General features: G+C 33.0%; 15 protein-coding genes. 3 read left to right on the top strand and 12 right to left on the bottom strand.

Annotated elements, in window-relative coordinates; translation table 11 throughout:
* Positions 1 to 27 precede the first annotated feature (27 nt).
* Together JK634_RS01890 and JK634_RS01885 are read right to left on the bottom strand one after the other, a co-directional pair.
* Positions 28 to 816 carry an alpha/beta fold hydrolase gene (locus JK634_RS01890; RefSeq protein ID WP_202765932.1) on the bottom strand — a complete coding sequence of 263 codons (789 nt, stop codon included), beginning with the start codon at positions 814 to 816 and terminating at the stop codon, positions 28 to 30.
* A gap of 218 nt (positions 817 to 1,034) precedes the next feature.
* Entirely contained in the window at positions 1,035 to 1,943 is a 909-nt protein-coding gene (locus JK634_RS01885) for a ketopantoate reductase family protein (RefSeq protein ID WP_202765931.1), read from the bottom strand.
* Between the two features lie 149 nt (positions 1,944 to 2,092).
* On the opposite strand from JK634_RS01885, the gene JK634_RS01880 reads away from it, so the two are divergent.
* Positions 2,093 to 2,644 carry a TetR/AcrR family transcriptional regulator gene (locus tag JK634_RS01880; protein ID WP_238884092.1) on the top strand — a complete coding sequence of 184 codons (552 nt, stop codon included), beginning with the start codon at positions 2,093 to 2,095 and terminating at the stop codon, positions 2,642 to 2,644.
* Positions 2,645 to 3,003: 359 nt separating this feature from the next.
* On the opposite strand, the gene JK634_RS01875 is transcribed toward JK634_RS01880, so the two are convergent.
* Both JK634_RS01875 and JK634_RS01870 read right to left on the bottom strand, forming a co-directional pair.
* Complete coding sequence (locus JK634_RS01875; RefSeq protein WP_202765930.1) at positions 3,004 to 3,717, bottom strand: DsbA family oxidoreductase; 714 nt, start codon at positions 3,715 to 3,717, stop codon at positions 3,004 to 3,006.
* Between the two features lie 26 nt (positions 3,718 to 3,743).
* Positions 3,744 to 4,805, bottom strand: a complete 1,062-nt coding sequence (locus tag JK634_RS01870) for an NADH:flavin oxidoreductase (RefSeq protein WP_202765993.1) — start codon at positions 4,803 to 4,805, stop codon at positions 3,744 to 3,746.
* A 216-nt stretch (positions 4,806 to 5,021) separates the two neighbouring features.
* Between JK634_RS01870 and JK634_RS01865 the strand changes: the two genes are divergently transcribed.
* A complete protein-coding gene (locus JK634_RS01865) occupies positions 5,022 to 5,639 on the top strand; it encodes a TetR/AcrR family transcriptional regulator (protein ID WP_202765929.1) in 618 nt (205 codons plus the stop codon).
* 409 nt (positions 5,640 to 6,048) lie between these two features.
* On the opposite strand, the gene JK634_RS01860 is transcribed toward JK634_RS01865, so the two are convergent.
* Positions 6,049 to 6,660, bottom strand: a complete 612-nt coding sequence (locus JK634_RS01860; protein ID WP_202765928.1) for a TetR family transcriptional regulator — start codon at positions 6,658 to 6,660, stop codon at positions 6,049 to 6,051.
* Between the two features lie 189 nt (positions 6,661 to 6,849).
* Here JK634_RS01860 and JK634_RS01855 point away from each other — a divergent pair, with 189 nt between their 5' ends.
* The gene (locus tag JK634_RS01855; protein ID WP_202765927.1) at positions 6,850 to 7,818 is read left to right on the top strand and encodes a quinone oxidoreductase family protein; all 969 of its coding nucleotides are present in this window, start codon (positions 6,850 to 6,852) and stop codon (positions 7,816 to 7,818) included.
* A gap of 472 nt (positions 7,819 to 8,290) precedes the next feature.
* Here the strand turns inward: JK634_RS01855 and JK634_RS01850 are convergent, their stop codons facing one another.
* The 7 genes from JK634_RS01850 to JK634_RS01820 all read right to left on the bottom strand — a co-directional run bounded on the left by JK634_RS01850 (position 8,291) and on the right by JK634_RS01820 (position 15,761).
* Positions 8,291 to 8,950, bottom strand: coding sequence for a hypothetical protein (locus JK634_RS01850; RefSeq protein WP_202765926.1), 660 nt, complete (start codon positions 8,948 to 8,950; stop codon positions 8,291 to 8,293).
* Between the two features lie 535 nt (positions 8,951 to 9,485).
* The gene (rlmH, locus tag JK634_RS01845) at positions 9,486 to 9,965 is read right to left on the bottom strand and encodes a 23S rRNA (pseudouridine(1915)-N(3))-methyltransferase RlmH (protein ID WP_202765925.1); all 480 of its coding nucleotides are present in this window, start codon (positions 9,963 to 9,965) and stop codon (positions 9,486 to 9,488) included.
* Between the two features lie 151 nt (positions 9,966 to 10,116).
* Positions 10,117 to 10,740 (bottom strand): HAD family hydrolase, encoded by a 624-nt coding sequence (locus tag JK634_RS01840; RefSeq protein WP_202765924.1) that lies wholly within the window; start codon positions 10,738 to 10,740, stop codon positions 10,117 to 10,119.
* An 18-nt stretch (positions 10,741 to 10,758) separates the two neighbouring features.
* Positions 10,759 to 11,793: an ROK family protein gene (locus JK634_RS20375; RefSeq protein ID WP_202765923.1), complete on the bottom strand. Its 1,035-nt coding sequence runs from the start codon at positions 11,791 to 11,793 to the stop codon at positions 10,759 to 10,761.
* Positions 11,794 to 11,930: 137 nt separating this feature from the next.
* Positions 11,931 to 13,364, bottom strand: a complete 1,434-nt coding sequence (locus JK634_RS01830; RefSeq protein WP_202765922.1) for an MFS transporter — start codon at positions 13,362 to 13,364, stop codon at positions 11,931 to 11,933.
* Positions 13,365 to 13,461: 97 nt separating this feature from the next.
* Positions 13,462 to 14,595 (bottom strand): trans-sulfuration enzyme family protein, encoded by a 1,134-nt coding sequence (locus tag JK634_RS01825; protein ID WP_202765921.1) that lies wholly within the window; start codon positions 14,593 to 14,595, stop codon positions 13,462 to 13,464.
* A 5-nt stretch (positions 14,596 to 14,600) separates the two neighbouring features.
* Positions 14,601 to 15,761, bottom strand: a complete 1,161-nt coding sequence (locus JK634_RS01820) for a trans-sulfuration enzyme family protein (RefSeq protein WP_202765920.1) — start codon at positions 15,759 to 15,761, stop codon at positions 14,601 to 14,603.
* Positions 15,762 to 15,814: the final 53 nt, after the last annotated feature.

The following is a 15,814-nucleotide window of genomic DNA, read 5'->3' as shown; positions in this document are numbered from 1 at the left end:
CCTCAAAGTTATAATAATATCATTCATTTATAATTCAAAAAACTGCTCATTTTTAATACTTCTATTGTTTAACCAGGCTCTTATAATCTCATTAAAACTATCAAACATAACCCAAGGATAAGTATGTAATCCATTTTTTATAATTATACCCTTAGCATTAGGAAGAATATTTATTATATCAGTGACAGATTGCTTCATTGCTTTGGGTTCCTTTCCGCCTGCAACCACCAAGGTAGGAACATATATATTTTCTAATTCCCTAGGAATATTCAAATGTTTATATATTTCATCATAAATTCTAAACAGCGTCTCAGGAGTCATATCTTGAAAATCTTTTTTTAGGTAATCTGAATTAATATCCGGAGGAAATTTAAATTGTTTAACTTGAAAATTCAATATCCAATTTACTTTAAGCATTTCTACTGTAAGTTTATAAATTACAGGTTTATGTGTAAGCTTCATAAACGGTATCGGCCTGCATAATGCACTAGCAATAACTGCATGATCAATAATTTCTGGTCTACTATTTAATAATTCTATAACAATTTTTGCCCCCAAAGAATGTCCAACAACATTTACTTTTTTACCTTTAGCAATTTTTTCAACAAGCTCAACAATTAGCTTAGCACTATTTTTTATAGATATTTCTCCACTATTTATTGTTTTTCCATGCTCTGGCAAATCAGGAACAATGCAATAATAGTCCTTGAAATGCTCTAATTGCTTTTCCCACATCCAACCACTTATTCCTCCACCATGAATAAAAATAATAATTTCCCCCTGTTTATTCCCTGACTCTTTAAAATATAAAGACATATTATCCCTCCTTGACCACATGGTCACTTATAATTGTAATGTACCATATATTGACTATGTGGTCAAGTGATGATTTAGCTATTGTTTATTGGACATCAAATCTTGTAGTTGTAAAGCCAACAAAAGACATCCTGATTTCTTATCTTAAGAAACCTGTTGATAATTTTAAAATAAGTATGTTATCTATTATTCCTGTCTTTCTTTGCATTTTTTCTTTCTTATGGTGTGATACCTTTTTGACTTAAAAACTTCAATAAATCGTTATTAAGTTTCACAACTTCGTTGTTTGCATTATTCGCATAATCCGGTAGCATCATATCCTTCACCATTTTAGTCCGTAGCCACATCATAAAGAAAAATTCCAGAATCAAATTTGGAAATTTAAGCACAATTTTAAATGCAGATGGATTAATAGATACTCCAGCTTTTTGTATTGCCCTTAAATACGCTTTTAAAGTGCTTGTTATTTTTTGTGCCGTCTTTCTGGTTCTTGCTGTTTTTTCATCACTTATCCTATTTTCAAAATATAAACTGCCTAAAAGTGCGATGTCCGATACTGAATGTGTTATTAAATACGCTTTCATATCCTTATTAATTGCATAGGGAAATTTTGCTGCTTTAAATAATTTTGCCAGATTTTTTACACGATCTGTCTCTAAACCACTTATTTCTCCAAACATAGTAGCTATTAAACCCTTTGGTGGAATTCTAGCATACAATATTCCATCTTTAATCTGTCCGCCAACACTAGGAAAACCTGGTAACAGTCTATCTCCAACAATATCTTGCCAGGTCGAAAATCCAATTGAACTGTTTGTCATCGTAACTATATTTTTGCTTTGATTGTCTTTCAGTGCTAACAACGCTGATTCGGATTGATCGTAACGGACTGTAACGAAAATAAAGTCATATACATCATCATTTTCAAGCTTATCAATGACATTAACTTTTATAGATTTAACCGTACCTTTTTCATTATATTGTAGCCCATTTTCTTTCAATGTTTTAAATCTATTAGAACGTGCAAACATAGTAACGTCAAGCCCAGCTTCAATGAATTTCATTGCGTATATGCTCCCTATAACACCTGCACCAAAAATTAAAATTCTATTTTGTTTTACTGACATAAAAACCACTCCTACTTATTGATAATATCCTCTATTGACTATAAGACAACGCGTTGTATAATAGGATTGTAAATCTTTATTATGGCTTTATCAACCATCAGTTTTTTATTATTTGTTGGATGATATTTTTGCCCACTAAGGAGGATAAAATGAAAAAACAACCCGAAATTACAGAAAAAACTAGACAAACGTTTATAGATGTTTTTTGTGAATTATATAGTCAAAAGCCCATTGAAAAAATCTCGGTTAAGGATATTACCAACAAGGCGGGGTATAACCGTAGCACATTTTATCAGTACTTCGCTGATATTTACGAATTGTTAGACTTTGTTGAAAATGATTTATTGAACTACATGAAAAGAGAATTAACGAATGAGAAAGCATCTACGCATCCTATCGAAAATGCGTTTCATTGTTTGGAAAATAGCGAGCATATCTTAGCTCTCAAAGCCCTTTTGAGCGATTATGGAAGTATTCGTTTCTTAGAACGCTTGAAAAAAGAAATTCCCTTTGATGGATTGGGATTAAACTTTCCAGAATATAATTCCTTAACGCCATACTTGATTGAGTTTTACATATCAACATCCCTTTCCTTATTTCGCCTTTGGATACGACAAGAAAAGGATTTATCGTCAGAAGAATTGTGCAAGTTAGTAGATAACCTATATAAAAATGGGATAACAACCTATTCTAAAAAATGATGACCATATTCCTGCGAGCTACTAAAATGCACAAACTTTACTGTTGATATATTTCCGATTACTACTGAACTCCAAATCAGCAAAACTTCCTACCAGTCGGGATGTTTCCATGCAACGAAAAAAGTGGCAAAGTCAATTATATAGCTGATCTTGCCGCTTTACTATATTCTTAGCAATGCTGTGAAATCAAAACAACACTCTCAACGTGAGCTCTATATGGAAATACATTAAAAACCTCCCTTACTTATGATACGGTTAACCGTAACTGGTATAACGAAGGTTTTTCAAACAATATCTATATATCAAATGCATTCTATTTTTATCCTAAATAATGCACAACTTATTAAGTAATTTTCAAATTATATGCTGCACGAGCCTCCTGCACAGTTGTCCTCACTCTTCGATTGACTTAAGACTTGTAGTTTCAGTGTTTCTTGGTCTTCCTCCAAAATTGTGTTCAATACTTTTAAAAATACATGTTCAGATTGAGCACCAGAGACAGCATACTTATTATTGAATACAAAAAATGGCACTCCTGTAATGTTCAGCTGTTGCCCCAATTCTATGTCTGCAACCACCTGATCAATGTATGCCTCTGATTGTAGCATTGCCATTGTCTCTGTTTTATTAAGCCCAACTTCACCAGCTAAAGAAACAAGTACATTTCTATCAGATATATTCAACGAATCCGATAGGCAAGCCCTTAGCAGACTCTCCACCATCTCAGCTGCTTTTCCATCTTTGGATGCATAATGGACTAAGCGGTGAGCATCGAGGGTATTCGCATTAATCATAGTATCATATTTCAAATCCAGTCCTACCTCTTTAGCCTTTTCAACCAAATGTGCCATAGATGCCTTCAGTCTCTCAACTGTCACACCACGTTCCTCAGCTAATTTCTTAATGTCAATCTTAATATTGGCATCAGCATTTGGGTCCAGTTGGAAGCTGTGAAACTTAAATTCCACGTTATCTTTCCCTTCAAACTGGTTTAATGCCTGTTCAATTCTTTTTTTGCCTATATAGCAGAAAGGGCATCCAAAATCTGACCAAATATCTATTGTTATTTTCATTATCATCGTCTCCTATTTTTCTCATCTTACAAAATGCTGTAATCTTTTCTTGCTAATACGCACCTTCCCATACTTTCGGGAGTATTGCAGCCGTTACAGGAAACACACTTTACCCTACCTGTATCTCCCTTTTCCCAACGTCTAATAAAATCACTTTCTGCGATAAATGGTCTTGAGAAGGAGAAATACTCAATAGATGTTTCATTTAAGATAGCGTCCATAACTGAATATTCTCTATTTCCCCCAACTACTATAACTGGAATATCAACCTCAGCTGCAATTTCTGCTGCATAATCCTTAAAGTAGGATTCTTGTTTTGGTTTGAAAGCGTTAGAGTTTCCGCTTATTTCCACTGCATTTATTCCAACTTCCTCTAATTTTTTGCAAACATATTTGCATTCTTCAAAGGTCATGCCCTCTTCAATAGCATCGCTACTGTTTATTTTTATGAGAATTGGATATTCTGCTCCTACCATTTCTCTTACTTCCAAGCAAGTCTCTATCAGCATTCTTGCTCTATTTTCAATTGTTCCGCCATACTCATCTGTTCTACGATTATAGTATGGAGTTAAAAACTGACTTAAAAGAAAACCATGAGCTGCATGCAGCTGTATACCATCAAAACCAGCTTTCTTAGCCCTTAGTGCTGCAGCAGAAAATGCCTTTTGCATAGATTTAATATCTTCTCTTGTCATCTCCTTAGGTGTGATATTGGAAAAAAGATGTGGTACAGGGCTTGGTCCTAAAATTTCACCATCTTCTGCCCCAATTAACGAACCAAAATATACAAGTTGAAGTATAATGTTAGTTCCAAAATCATGTACTTTATCTGTAAGAACCTTTAACCTAGGAATAAACGAATCATCCTGTATACTGAGCATATCAAAGAATGGAACTTTATAGTCAGTTATCTTTGCATTGCCGGTTATTATTGTTCCTACCCCTCCATTAGCTAAATTTTCATATGTCATAATCATTTCTTCTGTTGGATGTCCGTCTTTAACCAAGTGATCACCAGTTGCAGATCTAATAAATCTGTTTTTTAATTGCATCTCTCCTATATTAGTTTTATCAAATAAAGATTTCATCATATTCTAACTCCTTTTCTAAATTTTATATTTATTGAAAGCGGATTACAGTAAGAAATATATATAATTTTAAGTGATACTATATCCACTTTTACAACACGTGTTGTTGAAATAGTTTCTGTATGTTATGATGATAATATAGTTAAAATTACAATTCAACCAACAAAATCTCAGTTCTGTTGTGTAACCCAACAAAGAAATAAAAATGATGGAATTATGTTCAATTGGGAGGAATGGCAACTGGCACTTAAACCTAAAAAAATTGATCCAAGAGCTGCAAGAACTCGTATTTTGATACAAGAAGCTTTTCTTTCATTAGCAAGCGAAAAAAAATTTGAAGCAATAACTGTTAAAGATATATCCGAAAGGGCTGTTGTAAATAGAGCAACCTTTTATGATCATTTTGATGATAAATATAATCTACTAGAATATTTGCTCTCAGATGCTTTTACATCAAGTGTAGCTAGTAAACTTCAATCTAATATGCAGTTAAATAGGGATACCCTAAAGACAATAATAATCGCTTTGTGCAACTATCATGAGAATATACATAATCACTGCAAAAGAGTTTATAAATCCATTTCTTCTTATATGGATAATGAGATACAACTAAAACTTAAAGAACTTATTTCTCTTATGATAGCTAATACAACTAGCTTTGAACACATTGAGCAAGAAAAGTTAGATTTGCTATCCATAATGATTAGTAATTCATTATATGGTGCTACTAGCCACTGGTATGGACAAGGAAAAATCATTAATGAGCTCGAATTATCTGAGGATATACTACCTTTTATAATGTCTGGAATTAATATGTTTGCTTCCATGAAATAGTTGCAAACTGTTTTGGGCTGTTAGATGATTCTGCATCTTAGCATTTCTCATACTGCCCTTAAAGATTAGATTTCTTGGAGTTTACTTAAAAATTGATAACAAAGAGAAAAAGCTCCCATCCAACGAAGAATAGTGCCTTAAGCTCTTCTTAAATTAATATAATAAATATTTTTGTAATCTGGATGTACATATTTTCTTTTCCCAGATGCCTTCTTACCAGCTTGTATAACATTTTGTGGGCATCTATTAACACAACCAAAGCGACTGACGCTAGTTACGCGTAATAGTTATACCCCCTATAACAAAATTCCCTCAAACTATCAGTCCGAGGGAATATAAAACACACTTCAATATTTACTTGAAACCCTGTGACATCAGCCTATTTCTTCGTCTCGTGATCAATCTGTAGCTATCTCCCCGGAAAATATGTCAAGCAAAGCTGTTCCAAAAATGATTCTGGCGAATAACCTCGCACATCCTTTTGGAATAAATAGGAGTCACCTTTTAATAATGCATATACCAACATATCCGCCCTAAATATATTGTTAGGTTCATTCTGTTCACTTGCAGTCATCTCACTTAATAATTTGACCACTATTTTATGCATTTTACTATATAGTGGGGTCTGCGTTATGGCATTAGATCTACTTCCCATTGCACCACCCTCAATTTCTGTCAACAGTTGATGATTTTTTTCACCAAAACAGATAAATAATCTGAGAACCTCTTTCAATCGCTGATCAGGAGGATCGGCATGGTGTTGTACCAAATATTTCTCAACTTCCTCAAAGAATTGTATAATATTATCTTTTTTCAAATCTAAACATAGCTCACTTTTATTTTTGTAGCGGCGATAAAGGGTCCCAGGACCTACTTGTGCTTCAATGGCAATTTGATTCATACTAACCTTTTCAGCACCATATTGCTCAAAAAGTTTTTGTGCCGCCTCCAATATTCGCTTACGATTTTCCGCAGCATCGCGGCGTTCAGTCTTAACTTTGATATCTTCTACACTTTTCACTCTATCACCTCCTGCTAGAAAATTTCTCAATGACTATTGACAAGAGGAGATATCTCCAGTTATCATTAAGAGGAGAGCTCTCCGTTTATTGTTATGATATTTTTATTATAGCACAATTGAAAGAATTATGAAGATTTAAAAATGAGTTAAAACATCCAAGTGGATTCATAATAAAAGAGGAGGTTTAATATGAAAGCAGCAGTTATTAACAAATTAGGAGATATTCCAAGGTACGAAGATTTCCCTGATCCTGTTTTAAATGACGGCGATGTTACAGTTAAGGTAGAGGCTGTAATATTGGATTATGCACTTAAAGCCCTTGCAGCAGGTGATCACTTTGCCAGCAAACAATTCTATCCCAACTTACCAGCCGTTGTTGGTCATGGTGGTATAGGTTCTCTAGAAGATGGGACGCTTGTGAGTTTTCGAGGCATAAAGCCTCCATATGGTTCTATGGCGGAAAAGGTAGTGATACCAAAGGCTTACGCAACTCTAATTCCACAAGGTGTGACTGCAGAGCAGGCAGCAGTTATTCCATCTGCAGCATTAAGTTCTCTTGGACCTCTTAGATATGTCGCAAAGCTTCAACCGGGTGAAACTGTGCTGATTAACGGCGCTACCAGTGTTTCAGGTATGCTTGCAGTACAGATTGCAAAGTATCTTGGAGCAGGAAGGGTTATTGGAACAGGAAGAAATCCGGTCTCAGGAGAAAAGCTGAAGGAGTTAGGCGCGGATGCCTTCATTAACCTTAACCAACCAGATGAGAAGGTAGTGGAAGACTTAAAAAAAGAAGCAGGAAACGGCTACGATGTAATACTTGATTATCTCTGGGGCCATCCGGCAGAAGTAATAATAAACTCCTTTACTCCAACTGCACTCGGTGCACCAAGTAAAAGAACCCGTTTCGTTCTCATCGGAGGATTAGCAGGATGGACCGCACAAATCCCTGGTCAAAGCTTAATAACTTCAGGCCTTGAGATTTATGGAATGGTGGGTGCACAGACTCCACCTGAGGCTCTTGTTGAGGGTACCAACCTTGTATGGGATATGATAAAACAAGGTAAATTAAGCATGGACATTGTTAAGTATCCCCTTAAAGATATTGAAAAAGTTTGGAACATGGAGGAGCATGGAAAAAGGATAGTTATTGTCCCTTAAGCCTCCATACTAGGTAATAAGGGCATCCTCATGCCCTGAAAGCAAAAATAGCCAGTTAGAAATGACTCTTTCATCCTTAACTGGCTATTTTTATAATTATTCTTTAGTCCCTTCAAACAAGCGTACATTAATCTTATCCTAATTTCCCAAGTACAATTTTCACTTATTGAACGGCTTTCATTTTGCGCGGTATATAGAAACACATAAAAATCTCTCCGTTATTTATGATACGGTTCACCGTGACGGGTATAACGTAGATTTTTATTTTTATAAGATTTAAGAAATACAAGCACTAATTTATTACTTATAATAAGTTATTCTCATGTTTTTCATCCTAAATCATTCTTCTTTCTTCACTAATAATTTTGATGGCGTTAACAGATCTGCCTATTCTTATTTCATTAGTAGTTTAGTTAGTGAAGAATATGAATGACAAAGATACGCCGTATTATCATGGCGTATCTTTAATTTATTATAAAGTAGCATCTATTGCGTTATATAAGAAAGTGGTTAAACGCTCTGTAGAAACAATCATAAAAGTACAGACATTCTTCGCTGTAATCTTGCCATTTTGATACAAAACTGTAAAAAGTGCAGTTTCCTCTGTAGTAACAAGACTTACTCCCTTATTCCCTAAAAACGTGATATCTGCCACATTTCTTGTGTTATAAACAATAGCTTTGTCAGCAACCCATATTTCATTTACATGCATTGGTGCATTTTCTGGGTCTTGAGGTGGTAAGGATAAGAAGTTAAATCTGGCAGCAATAAAATCCTTTAATGGCACTACTACTTTTGATACAATCTTAGTATCTATTACATTTAAATTCATGTCATAGGTCCTTGCAAGTAAATGTCCTGCCTTTAGGACTATGGTTCTAGATACATAATTGATATATAGAGAGAATTCATCAGTTGTTCTATAAGTTTGAAGTAAATCTCCGCTTACAGAAGCTAAGGAAATTGTTGCTGGAACTCCATTAGAGGTACCAAGATCAGCTCCTTTTTGTTGCTTCTCAATCTTTTTAATCTCTGAATAATCTACAGGTACATCTTCCGGAAGAACAAACACTACTTCTCCCTTTGGCAGACTCATTTCCACCTTGTTTATTTTTTCTTCTAAATCAGACATCCCACTAATCCTCCTAAATCTTTGGTATAGTGTATTATATGATTTATTTCATTCAAATGTGACATAACTTTATATATTAATAGAGTCTAATGTTGTTTATATTTCATTTATTTTTCTACTTTTACTACTATTTTTTGATGGATTACCAACGTAACCAGTATGTTCAAAACTAATATAAACATTCCACATCTTAGGTTATTTTCCATCATTATATACTACATCCCGAGGATTTAAAGAGAATAAGAAATGAACATCAATGGTTCAGCATAGCAGCTAAACATAAAGGTGGGATCATTAGATTCATATAACTGTATAGGATATAATTTTTTTAAAGAAACTGAGTCCTCTATTGGCATGTTTATATAATTCTCACTTAATTGTTTCATAAAATTTTAAAAAATATAAAGAAGGATTAAGTTTCGATAAACTCTCGAAGCTTTTCTGATTAAGCAATGAATCTATAAGGAAATAATATATACCTATTAAAAACTGATAATACGTAAGCTTGTGAAAAAAAGTTTGTAAAAACCCGCATTTACTTATGGTACGGTTCACCCTTCATTATCCTAAATCCTCTATAAATCTGCTCTAGCAGCATAACTCTAAATAATTGATGAGGAAATGTCATTTTTGAGAAGCATAATTTATAATTAGCTCTACTTAAAACAGCTTTTGATATCCCTAGACTTCCACCTATTATAAAGGCAATGTTTGAGTTTCCCATTACCCCTTGGTTTTCTATGTAATCTGAAAATTCTTCTGAGCTTAATTGCTTTCCAGCTAAGTCCATAGCTATAACAAACATATTATCCTTAATTTTATTTAATATTGCTTGCCCTTCCTTTTCCTTAATTGCCTCTTCTTCCTTCTCAGAAGCATTATCAGGAGTTTTCTCATCCTGAAGTTCTATTATCTCAAGCTTACAATACCTAGATAATCTCTTTGCATATTCATCTATAGCATCTCTTAAATATTTTTCTTTTAATTTTCCAACTGTGATAATTGTTATATTCATTTTATTCTCCTTTTGTATAGAGTTCTATAATAATTATATCTTAAAATAAAAAGAGTGCTATACCAAAAGCTTGATATAGCACCCCTTATTATTAAAAGCTCTTAAGTTACGCTAGTCCTATACTATTACGCCTTAATACGCTTACAATAAGCTAACTTAGAAAGTAATTAGTTATTTCCTCTGGTTTATTAAATACAAGTTCGCATTTAATATCCTCTGTTTTCTCTGCATATCTACAGTGCCCAAACAACATTCTTGCAGCACTAGCTGCTTCATAATCTACCAAAGCATCCCCAAGATAAATTGCCTCTTCTCCTTGAATATTTGCTTTCTCCATTAACTTTAATAATGGATCTGGATTGGGTTTGTGTTTTTCTGTATCATCCTTACATATAAATACTTTAAAATATTCTAGTATACCCGCATCCACAAAGTCTTCTACTAATTGCGCTTTAGTTTTAGATGTTACTATTCCTAAGAAATATCTTTCGCTTAGTTTACTAAGGGTATCTTCTATTCCATCAAATATATAATTAAATTTTGCATACTTCTTTACATTATCACTCCACTGTTTCCAAGTGTCTTTGATTAATTCTTCTTTTACTCCAAGTTTACTTAATGCCTCATCTCCTGGTATTCCCATTAAGTATCTTAGCTCTTCTTTTGAGTATTCTCTCCCATATAAATCTTTCATAACTTCTTGTAAGCCTAAAAGATTCGATAAGGCAGTTTCTATTAAAGTTCCATCTACATCAAAAATAATCCACTTAATCATAAACTTTCTCCATAAATATTATTTAATCTCATTTTTAATAAGCTTAATACCACTATTCATAGCTTCATTAGTTAAATAAGCTATTCCATCTAAATAATCATCACTACTATCCTCTGACATTATTATCTTAGGGTTTATATTATTGGGCACATAGGTTTTACATTCTTCCTTTATATCTTCAATAAGATTTCTTCTAAGAGAATCTCCCCCTACCACAATAAAAGCAGGATTAATAATACAATTTACAGTGGCTATAACCTGAGCAATAATCTTTACATAACTTTTGTCATCTGGATTATTATTTAATACCTTTATTAGATGCCCCTCTGTTCCTATTGGTATAAACCCTAGTTCACCTGCAAAATTATTTTCTCCTCTTACAAGCTTTCCATTTGCTATTATTCCAGCTCCTACCCCTATTTTTGTGAAATTTATATATGCAAGATTTAGGGAATTAATATCTACTTCCTTCATTTCTTTTATGTAATTCATACTAAAGCCTAGGGCTATAGCATTTAAGTCATTTTCAAGTATAACTGGTATGTTATATTTTTCCGAAAGATATTCCCCAACATTTGATTTACTCCAATTGTTAAGATTTCTCCCAGAAAAAAAGTTTCCCTTATTAACTACGCCAGATACCCCTATTCCTATTGCCTTAATTTTATATACTTTAAACATATCTTCTATAAACTCGTATATAGATTTACCTTCTGCTTTAATTGATTTCTTCTCTACAATATCTCCCAATTGATTATACGTTGCATAATTAATATTTCTATCATCCATATAAAAAGATAGTGAAAACCTATTTCTTAAATTTAAAGCATATCTTTCAGCTCTTCTTCCACCACTTGAATCGTCATAACCTACACTAACTATTTCTTTATCTATAATTAATTCTTCAATTAATGTTCTTACTGTTGTTGTGCTTATTCCTGTATATTTAACAATTTCTGCTCGTGTTGCAGTGGTTTTTTCCTTTAAAACTTGTTTTATTAACCCACTATTAACTTCTTTCATTATCTTTGGATTCCCTGATAACTTATTCACACTCACACATCCTAAATATAAATTTAACTTTTGTCGGATACTTTTAAAAGTATCTAATATAAGTATATTCCTTTTATTTTAGAAAAACAACCCTATATAGAAAAAGAGTTGGATTATGTAAAATCCAACTCAATGTTTTATTCATTTGCTTTTCTCTTCTTCGCACCATAAAGTCTATATGCCGTAAGTATTGCACCCAAAACACATATAGTTGCTGCTGAATAATAAACCCATCTCATTCCATATATAAATACATCATCTCTACCATTTACATAGCTAGTAACATGATATCCTATCTTTGCACTCATTCTGTTATATAAAAGTGTTGTTGATAAGGACACTCCAAATACCATACCTAAATTTCTTACTAGGGCATTTATACTTCCTGCGATTCCTAGTTTATGCTTAGGCACTGTGGACATAACCAATGAATTATTAGGTGATTGGAACATACCATTTCCCAAGGTCATAATAGCTATAAACATTATTAATAAGGCTACCGCTGAATATTGATTTAAGGTTCCAATTAAGAATAACCCTATACTTGTTAATATTAAGCCTATAAAAGTTAGTACTTCAGATCCTATTTTATCTGATAAATATCCACTCATCGGAGCTACAACAGCTAATATTATAGGCGATACCATCATAAGTATTCCTGTAAATGACGGTGTAAGCTTCATAACATCCTGTAAATAGAATGGAAGTATTATATTAGAAGAGCCAATAGCTACAAAAGAAATAAATGCACAGAACACACTTAATGAAAACAACTTATTACTAAAGAGTTCCATATGTAAAAGTGGTACAGATATTCTTCGTTCTGCATAAATAAAAATAATAAAAGATACTAAGGCTATAATAAATCCGCCTATTATGAACTTATTATCATATCCAATTTCTTGTCCTTGAACTAATGCTCCAAATAATGAAATTATTGAAATCGCAAATAATAATGCTCCTTTAATGTCTAAAGGTTCATCAACAACTTCAGATGCCTTAGGTAAAGTATTCATTGCCATAATGAATGCTATTATTCCTATAGGAACATTTATTAAAAATATATATTCCCAACTAAATGCAGATACTATAAATCCACCTAAAGGTGGACCAGCCATAGAGCCTAATGCAACAAAGGTTCCATTAAGTCCAAGTGCTCTTCCTCTTTCACTCGCAGGGAATACGTGAGTAATTATTCCTTGATTTGTTGCCATTGTTCCTGCTGCTCCTATTGCTTGAATAACTCTCGCTATTACAAGCATCACTAAAGAATTAGCTAAACCACATAGTAATGATCCAGCGGTAAAAATCACTATTCCTATTTTAAACATCTTAGTTTTACCTTTGATGTCTCCAAGCCTTCCAAATATTAAAATAGTTCCTACAATAATTATTAAATAACTTGATACAACCCATCCAATTGATGCCATACTAACTGATAATTTTTTAGCCATAACTGGCAATGCAACATTTACAATACTACTATCTAACGTTGACATAAAAGTTAGTAGCACTGTAGTAAATAATATCGTCCATCGTCTCTTATATACTGCATTATTTGTTTGCTCCATATATATTCTCCTTCATATGTTTGATCTATAATAAGCCTAAAAACAGAGACTCAAATTTTATTGAATCTCTGTTTTTAGTATTTTATCATAACTTAGATTATATTATAGCTTTACTAAAACTTTCAACTAAATCTTCAAATTCTTCAAGTCCGACTGATACTCTAATTAATGTATCGCTTACTCCAAGTGCTTCTCTTTCTTCTCTTGGAATTGCTGCATGAGACATCTTAGCTGGATATGAAACTATAGTTTCTACTCCTCCTAATGATACTGCAAAAGCTGCATTTTCAATATTATTTAAGAAATATTTTGTTTGTTCTAAAGTCTTAAACTTAAAAGAAAGCACTGCCCCTGCTCCTGATGCTTGAGAAAAGTGTATTTCTCTTCCTGGATGTCCTTCTATTCCTGGATAATAAACCTCTTCAACTTGTTCCTTTTCCCTTAACCACTTAGCTAATTTACCAGCTGTTTCTTGATGAACATCTAATCTTATCTTTAAAGTTTTAATTCCTCTAAGTAATAGCCAGCAATCTTGTGGTCCTAATATAGCCCCGAAAGAATTTTGAATTGCATATATTCTATCTGCTAACTCCTTATTTTTTGCTACTGCTAAACCACCAACTACATCACTATGCCCGCCTATAAACTTAGTTGCACTATGTACCACAATATCTGCTCCTAAGTCTAAAGGTTTTTGAAGATATGGTGACATAAAAGTATTATCTACTATAACAAGTATGTCCTTTTCTTTTGCTATAGATATAGCTCCCTTTAAATCAGTTATCTTTAACAATGGATTAGAAGGCGTTTCTAAAAATATTGCTTTTGTGTTGTCTTTAATTGCCTTTCTTATATTATCTACATTAGAAGCATCTACAAAAGTAAATTCTATATTGAATCTGCTTAATACTTTTGTAGTTATTCTATAAGTCCCCCCATAAACATCTTCACAAATTACTATGTGATCTCCTGCTGAGAATATTGATAAAACTGATGAAGTAGCTGCCATTCCAGATGAAAAGGCAAATCCTCTATATCCATTTTCAAGCTGTGCTATAGTGTTTTCTAAAGCTTCTCTTGTAGGATTTCCACTTCTTGAATAATCATATTTCCCAAAGTTGTCGATATCTCTTTGATGGTAAGTTGATGCTTGATATATTGGTATACTTAATGCCCCAGTTTCTTCATCTATTTCGTTGCCATTATGAATTAATTTTGTTCCAAATCTCATTTATATCACCCCAATGCATATTCTAAATCTTCAATTAAATCATTAACATTCTCAATTCCAACTGAAAGTCTAAGAAGTGTTTTTGTTACCCCAAGCTTTTCTTTTATCTCATCTGGAACCTCTGCATGTGTCTGAGTTTGAGGATATGTAATCAAGCTTTCTACTCCCCCTAAGCTTTCAGCAAAAGTTATAACCTTAACTTTTTTTAATACCTTTGCCACATCCTCAACATTTTTAACTTTAAATGAAATCATTGCCCCAAAACCAGTAGCTTGCTTTTTAGATATTTCATATCCTTTAGATTCTGGGAGTCCCACATAAAATACCTCTTCTATCTTTGGATGCTTCTTTAAGAATTCTGCGATTTTTATAGCATTTTCCTGGCTTTTCTCCATTCTTATATGAAGAGTCTTAATACCTCTTAATAAAAGCCATGAATCAAATGGTGATAATGTTGCACCTGTAGATTTATGATAAAATCTTAGTTTCTCATCTATCTCCTCATCATTAGTAGCTATGAAGCCTGCTAATGTATCATTGTGTCCTCCTAAAAATTTAGTTCCACTATGAACTACAATATCAGCACCTAAGCTTAATGGTTTTTGGAAATATGGCGTTAAAAACGTATTATCTACTATTACCTTAAGTCCCTTTTCTTTTGCTATTTCAACTATAGCTTTTATATCAGCAACCTTCATCATAGGATTTGATGGAGTTTCAATAAAAATTGCTTTAGTATTTTCTTTTATATTATTTATTACATCCTTTAGATCTGTAGTATCAACAAATGTATGTTGAATTCCAAATGGTTCATAAATATCTCTAAATAGCCTAAAGGTACCTCCATATAAATCATCTGAAACTATAATATGATCTCCTGCCTTAAACAAATTAATTATTGCAGTTATGGCTGCTACCCCTGTAGAAAAACCTATGCCCCATTTAGCTCCTTCTAACTTAGCAACCGTACTCTCTACTTCTTCTCTCGTTGGATTCTGAAGCCTAGAGTAATCATATCCAGTACTTTCATTTAAACCACCATGTTTAAAGGTAGCTGTTTGATAAATTGGAAAACTTATTGACCCTGTTAGTGGATCAAATCCTTTATCTCCATGTACTGCTGTCGTTTCAAATCTTAATACGTTTTTTTCACACTCTCCACACATATATAATGCCCCCTTAATATTTTTGGAAAATAAAAAATGCCAGAGAATAAACC

The sequence above is a fragment of the Clostridium paridis genome (genome assembly GCF_016765615.1).
GTDB lineage: Bacteria > Bacillota > Clostridia > Clostridiales > Clostridiaceae > Clostridium_T > Clostridium_T paridis.
The sequence above is the reverse complement of the archived record's forward strand: the minus strand, read 5'-3'. Positions and strand labels throughout refer to the sequence as shown.

What these genes read in the sequence shown, in the direction of transcription:
- rlmH (WP_202765925.1), bottom strand. Translation starts at nt 9,965, where the DNA reads ATGAATATAACAATTATCACAGTTGGAAAATTAAAAGAAAAATATTTA.
- JK634_RS01885 (WP_202765931.1), bottom strand. Translation starts at nt 1,943, where the DNA reads ATGTCAGTAAAACAAAATAGAATTTTAATTTTTGGTGCAGGTGTTATA.
- JK634_RS01880 (WP_238884092.1), top strand. Translation starts at nt 2,093, where the DNA reads ATGAAAAAACAACCCGAAATTACAGAAAAAACTAGACAAACGTTTATA.
- JK634_RS01850 (WP_202765926.1), bottom strand. Translation starts at nt 8,950, where the DNA reads ATGTCTGATTTAGAAGAAAAAATAAACAAGGTGGAAATGAGTCTGCCA.
- JK634_RS01890 (WP_202765932.1), bottom strand. Translation starts at nt 816, where the DNA reads ATGTCTTTATATTTTAAAGAGTCAGGGAATAAACAGGGGGAAATTATT.
- JK634_RS01870 (WP_202765993.1), bottom strand. Translation starts at nt 4,805, where the DNA reads ATGAAATCTTTATTTGATAAAACTAATATAGGAGAGATGCAATTAAAA.
- JK634_RS01875 (WP_202765930.1), bottom strand. Translation starts at nt 3,717, where the DNA reads ATGAAAATAACAATAGATATTTGGTCAGATTTTGGATGCCCTTTCTGC.
- JK634_RS01840 (WP_202765924.1), bottom strand. Translation starts at nt 10,740, where the DNA reads ATGATTAAGTGGATTATTTTTGATGTAGATGGAACTTTAATAGAAACT.
- JK634_RS01830 (WP_202765922.1), bottom strand. Translation starts at nt 13,364, where the DNA reads ATGGAGCAAACAAATAATGCAGTATATAAGAGACGATGGACGATATTA.
- JK634_RS01825 (WP_202765921.1), bottom strand. Translation starts at nt 14,595, where the DNA reads ATGAGATTTGGAACAAAATTAATTCATAATGGCAACGAAATAGATGAA.
- JK634_RS01820 (WP_202765920.1), bottom strand. Translation starts at nt 15,761, where the DNA reads ATGTGTGGAGAGTGTGAAAAAAACGTATTAAGATTTGAAACGACAGCA.
- JK634_RS01865 (WP_202765929.1), top strand. Translation starts at nt 5,022, where the DNA reads ATGTTCAATTGGGAGGAATGGCAACTGGCACTTAAACCTAAAAAAATT.
- JK634_RS01855 (WP_202765927.1), top strand. Translation starts at nt 6,850, where the DNA reads ATGAAAGCAGCAGTTATTAACAAATTAGGAGATATTCCAAGGTACGAA.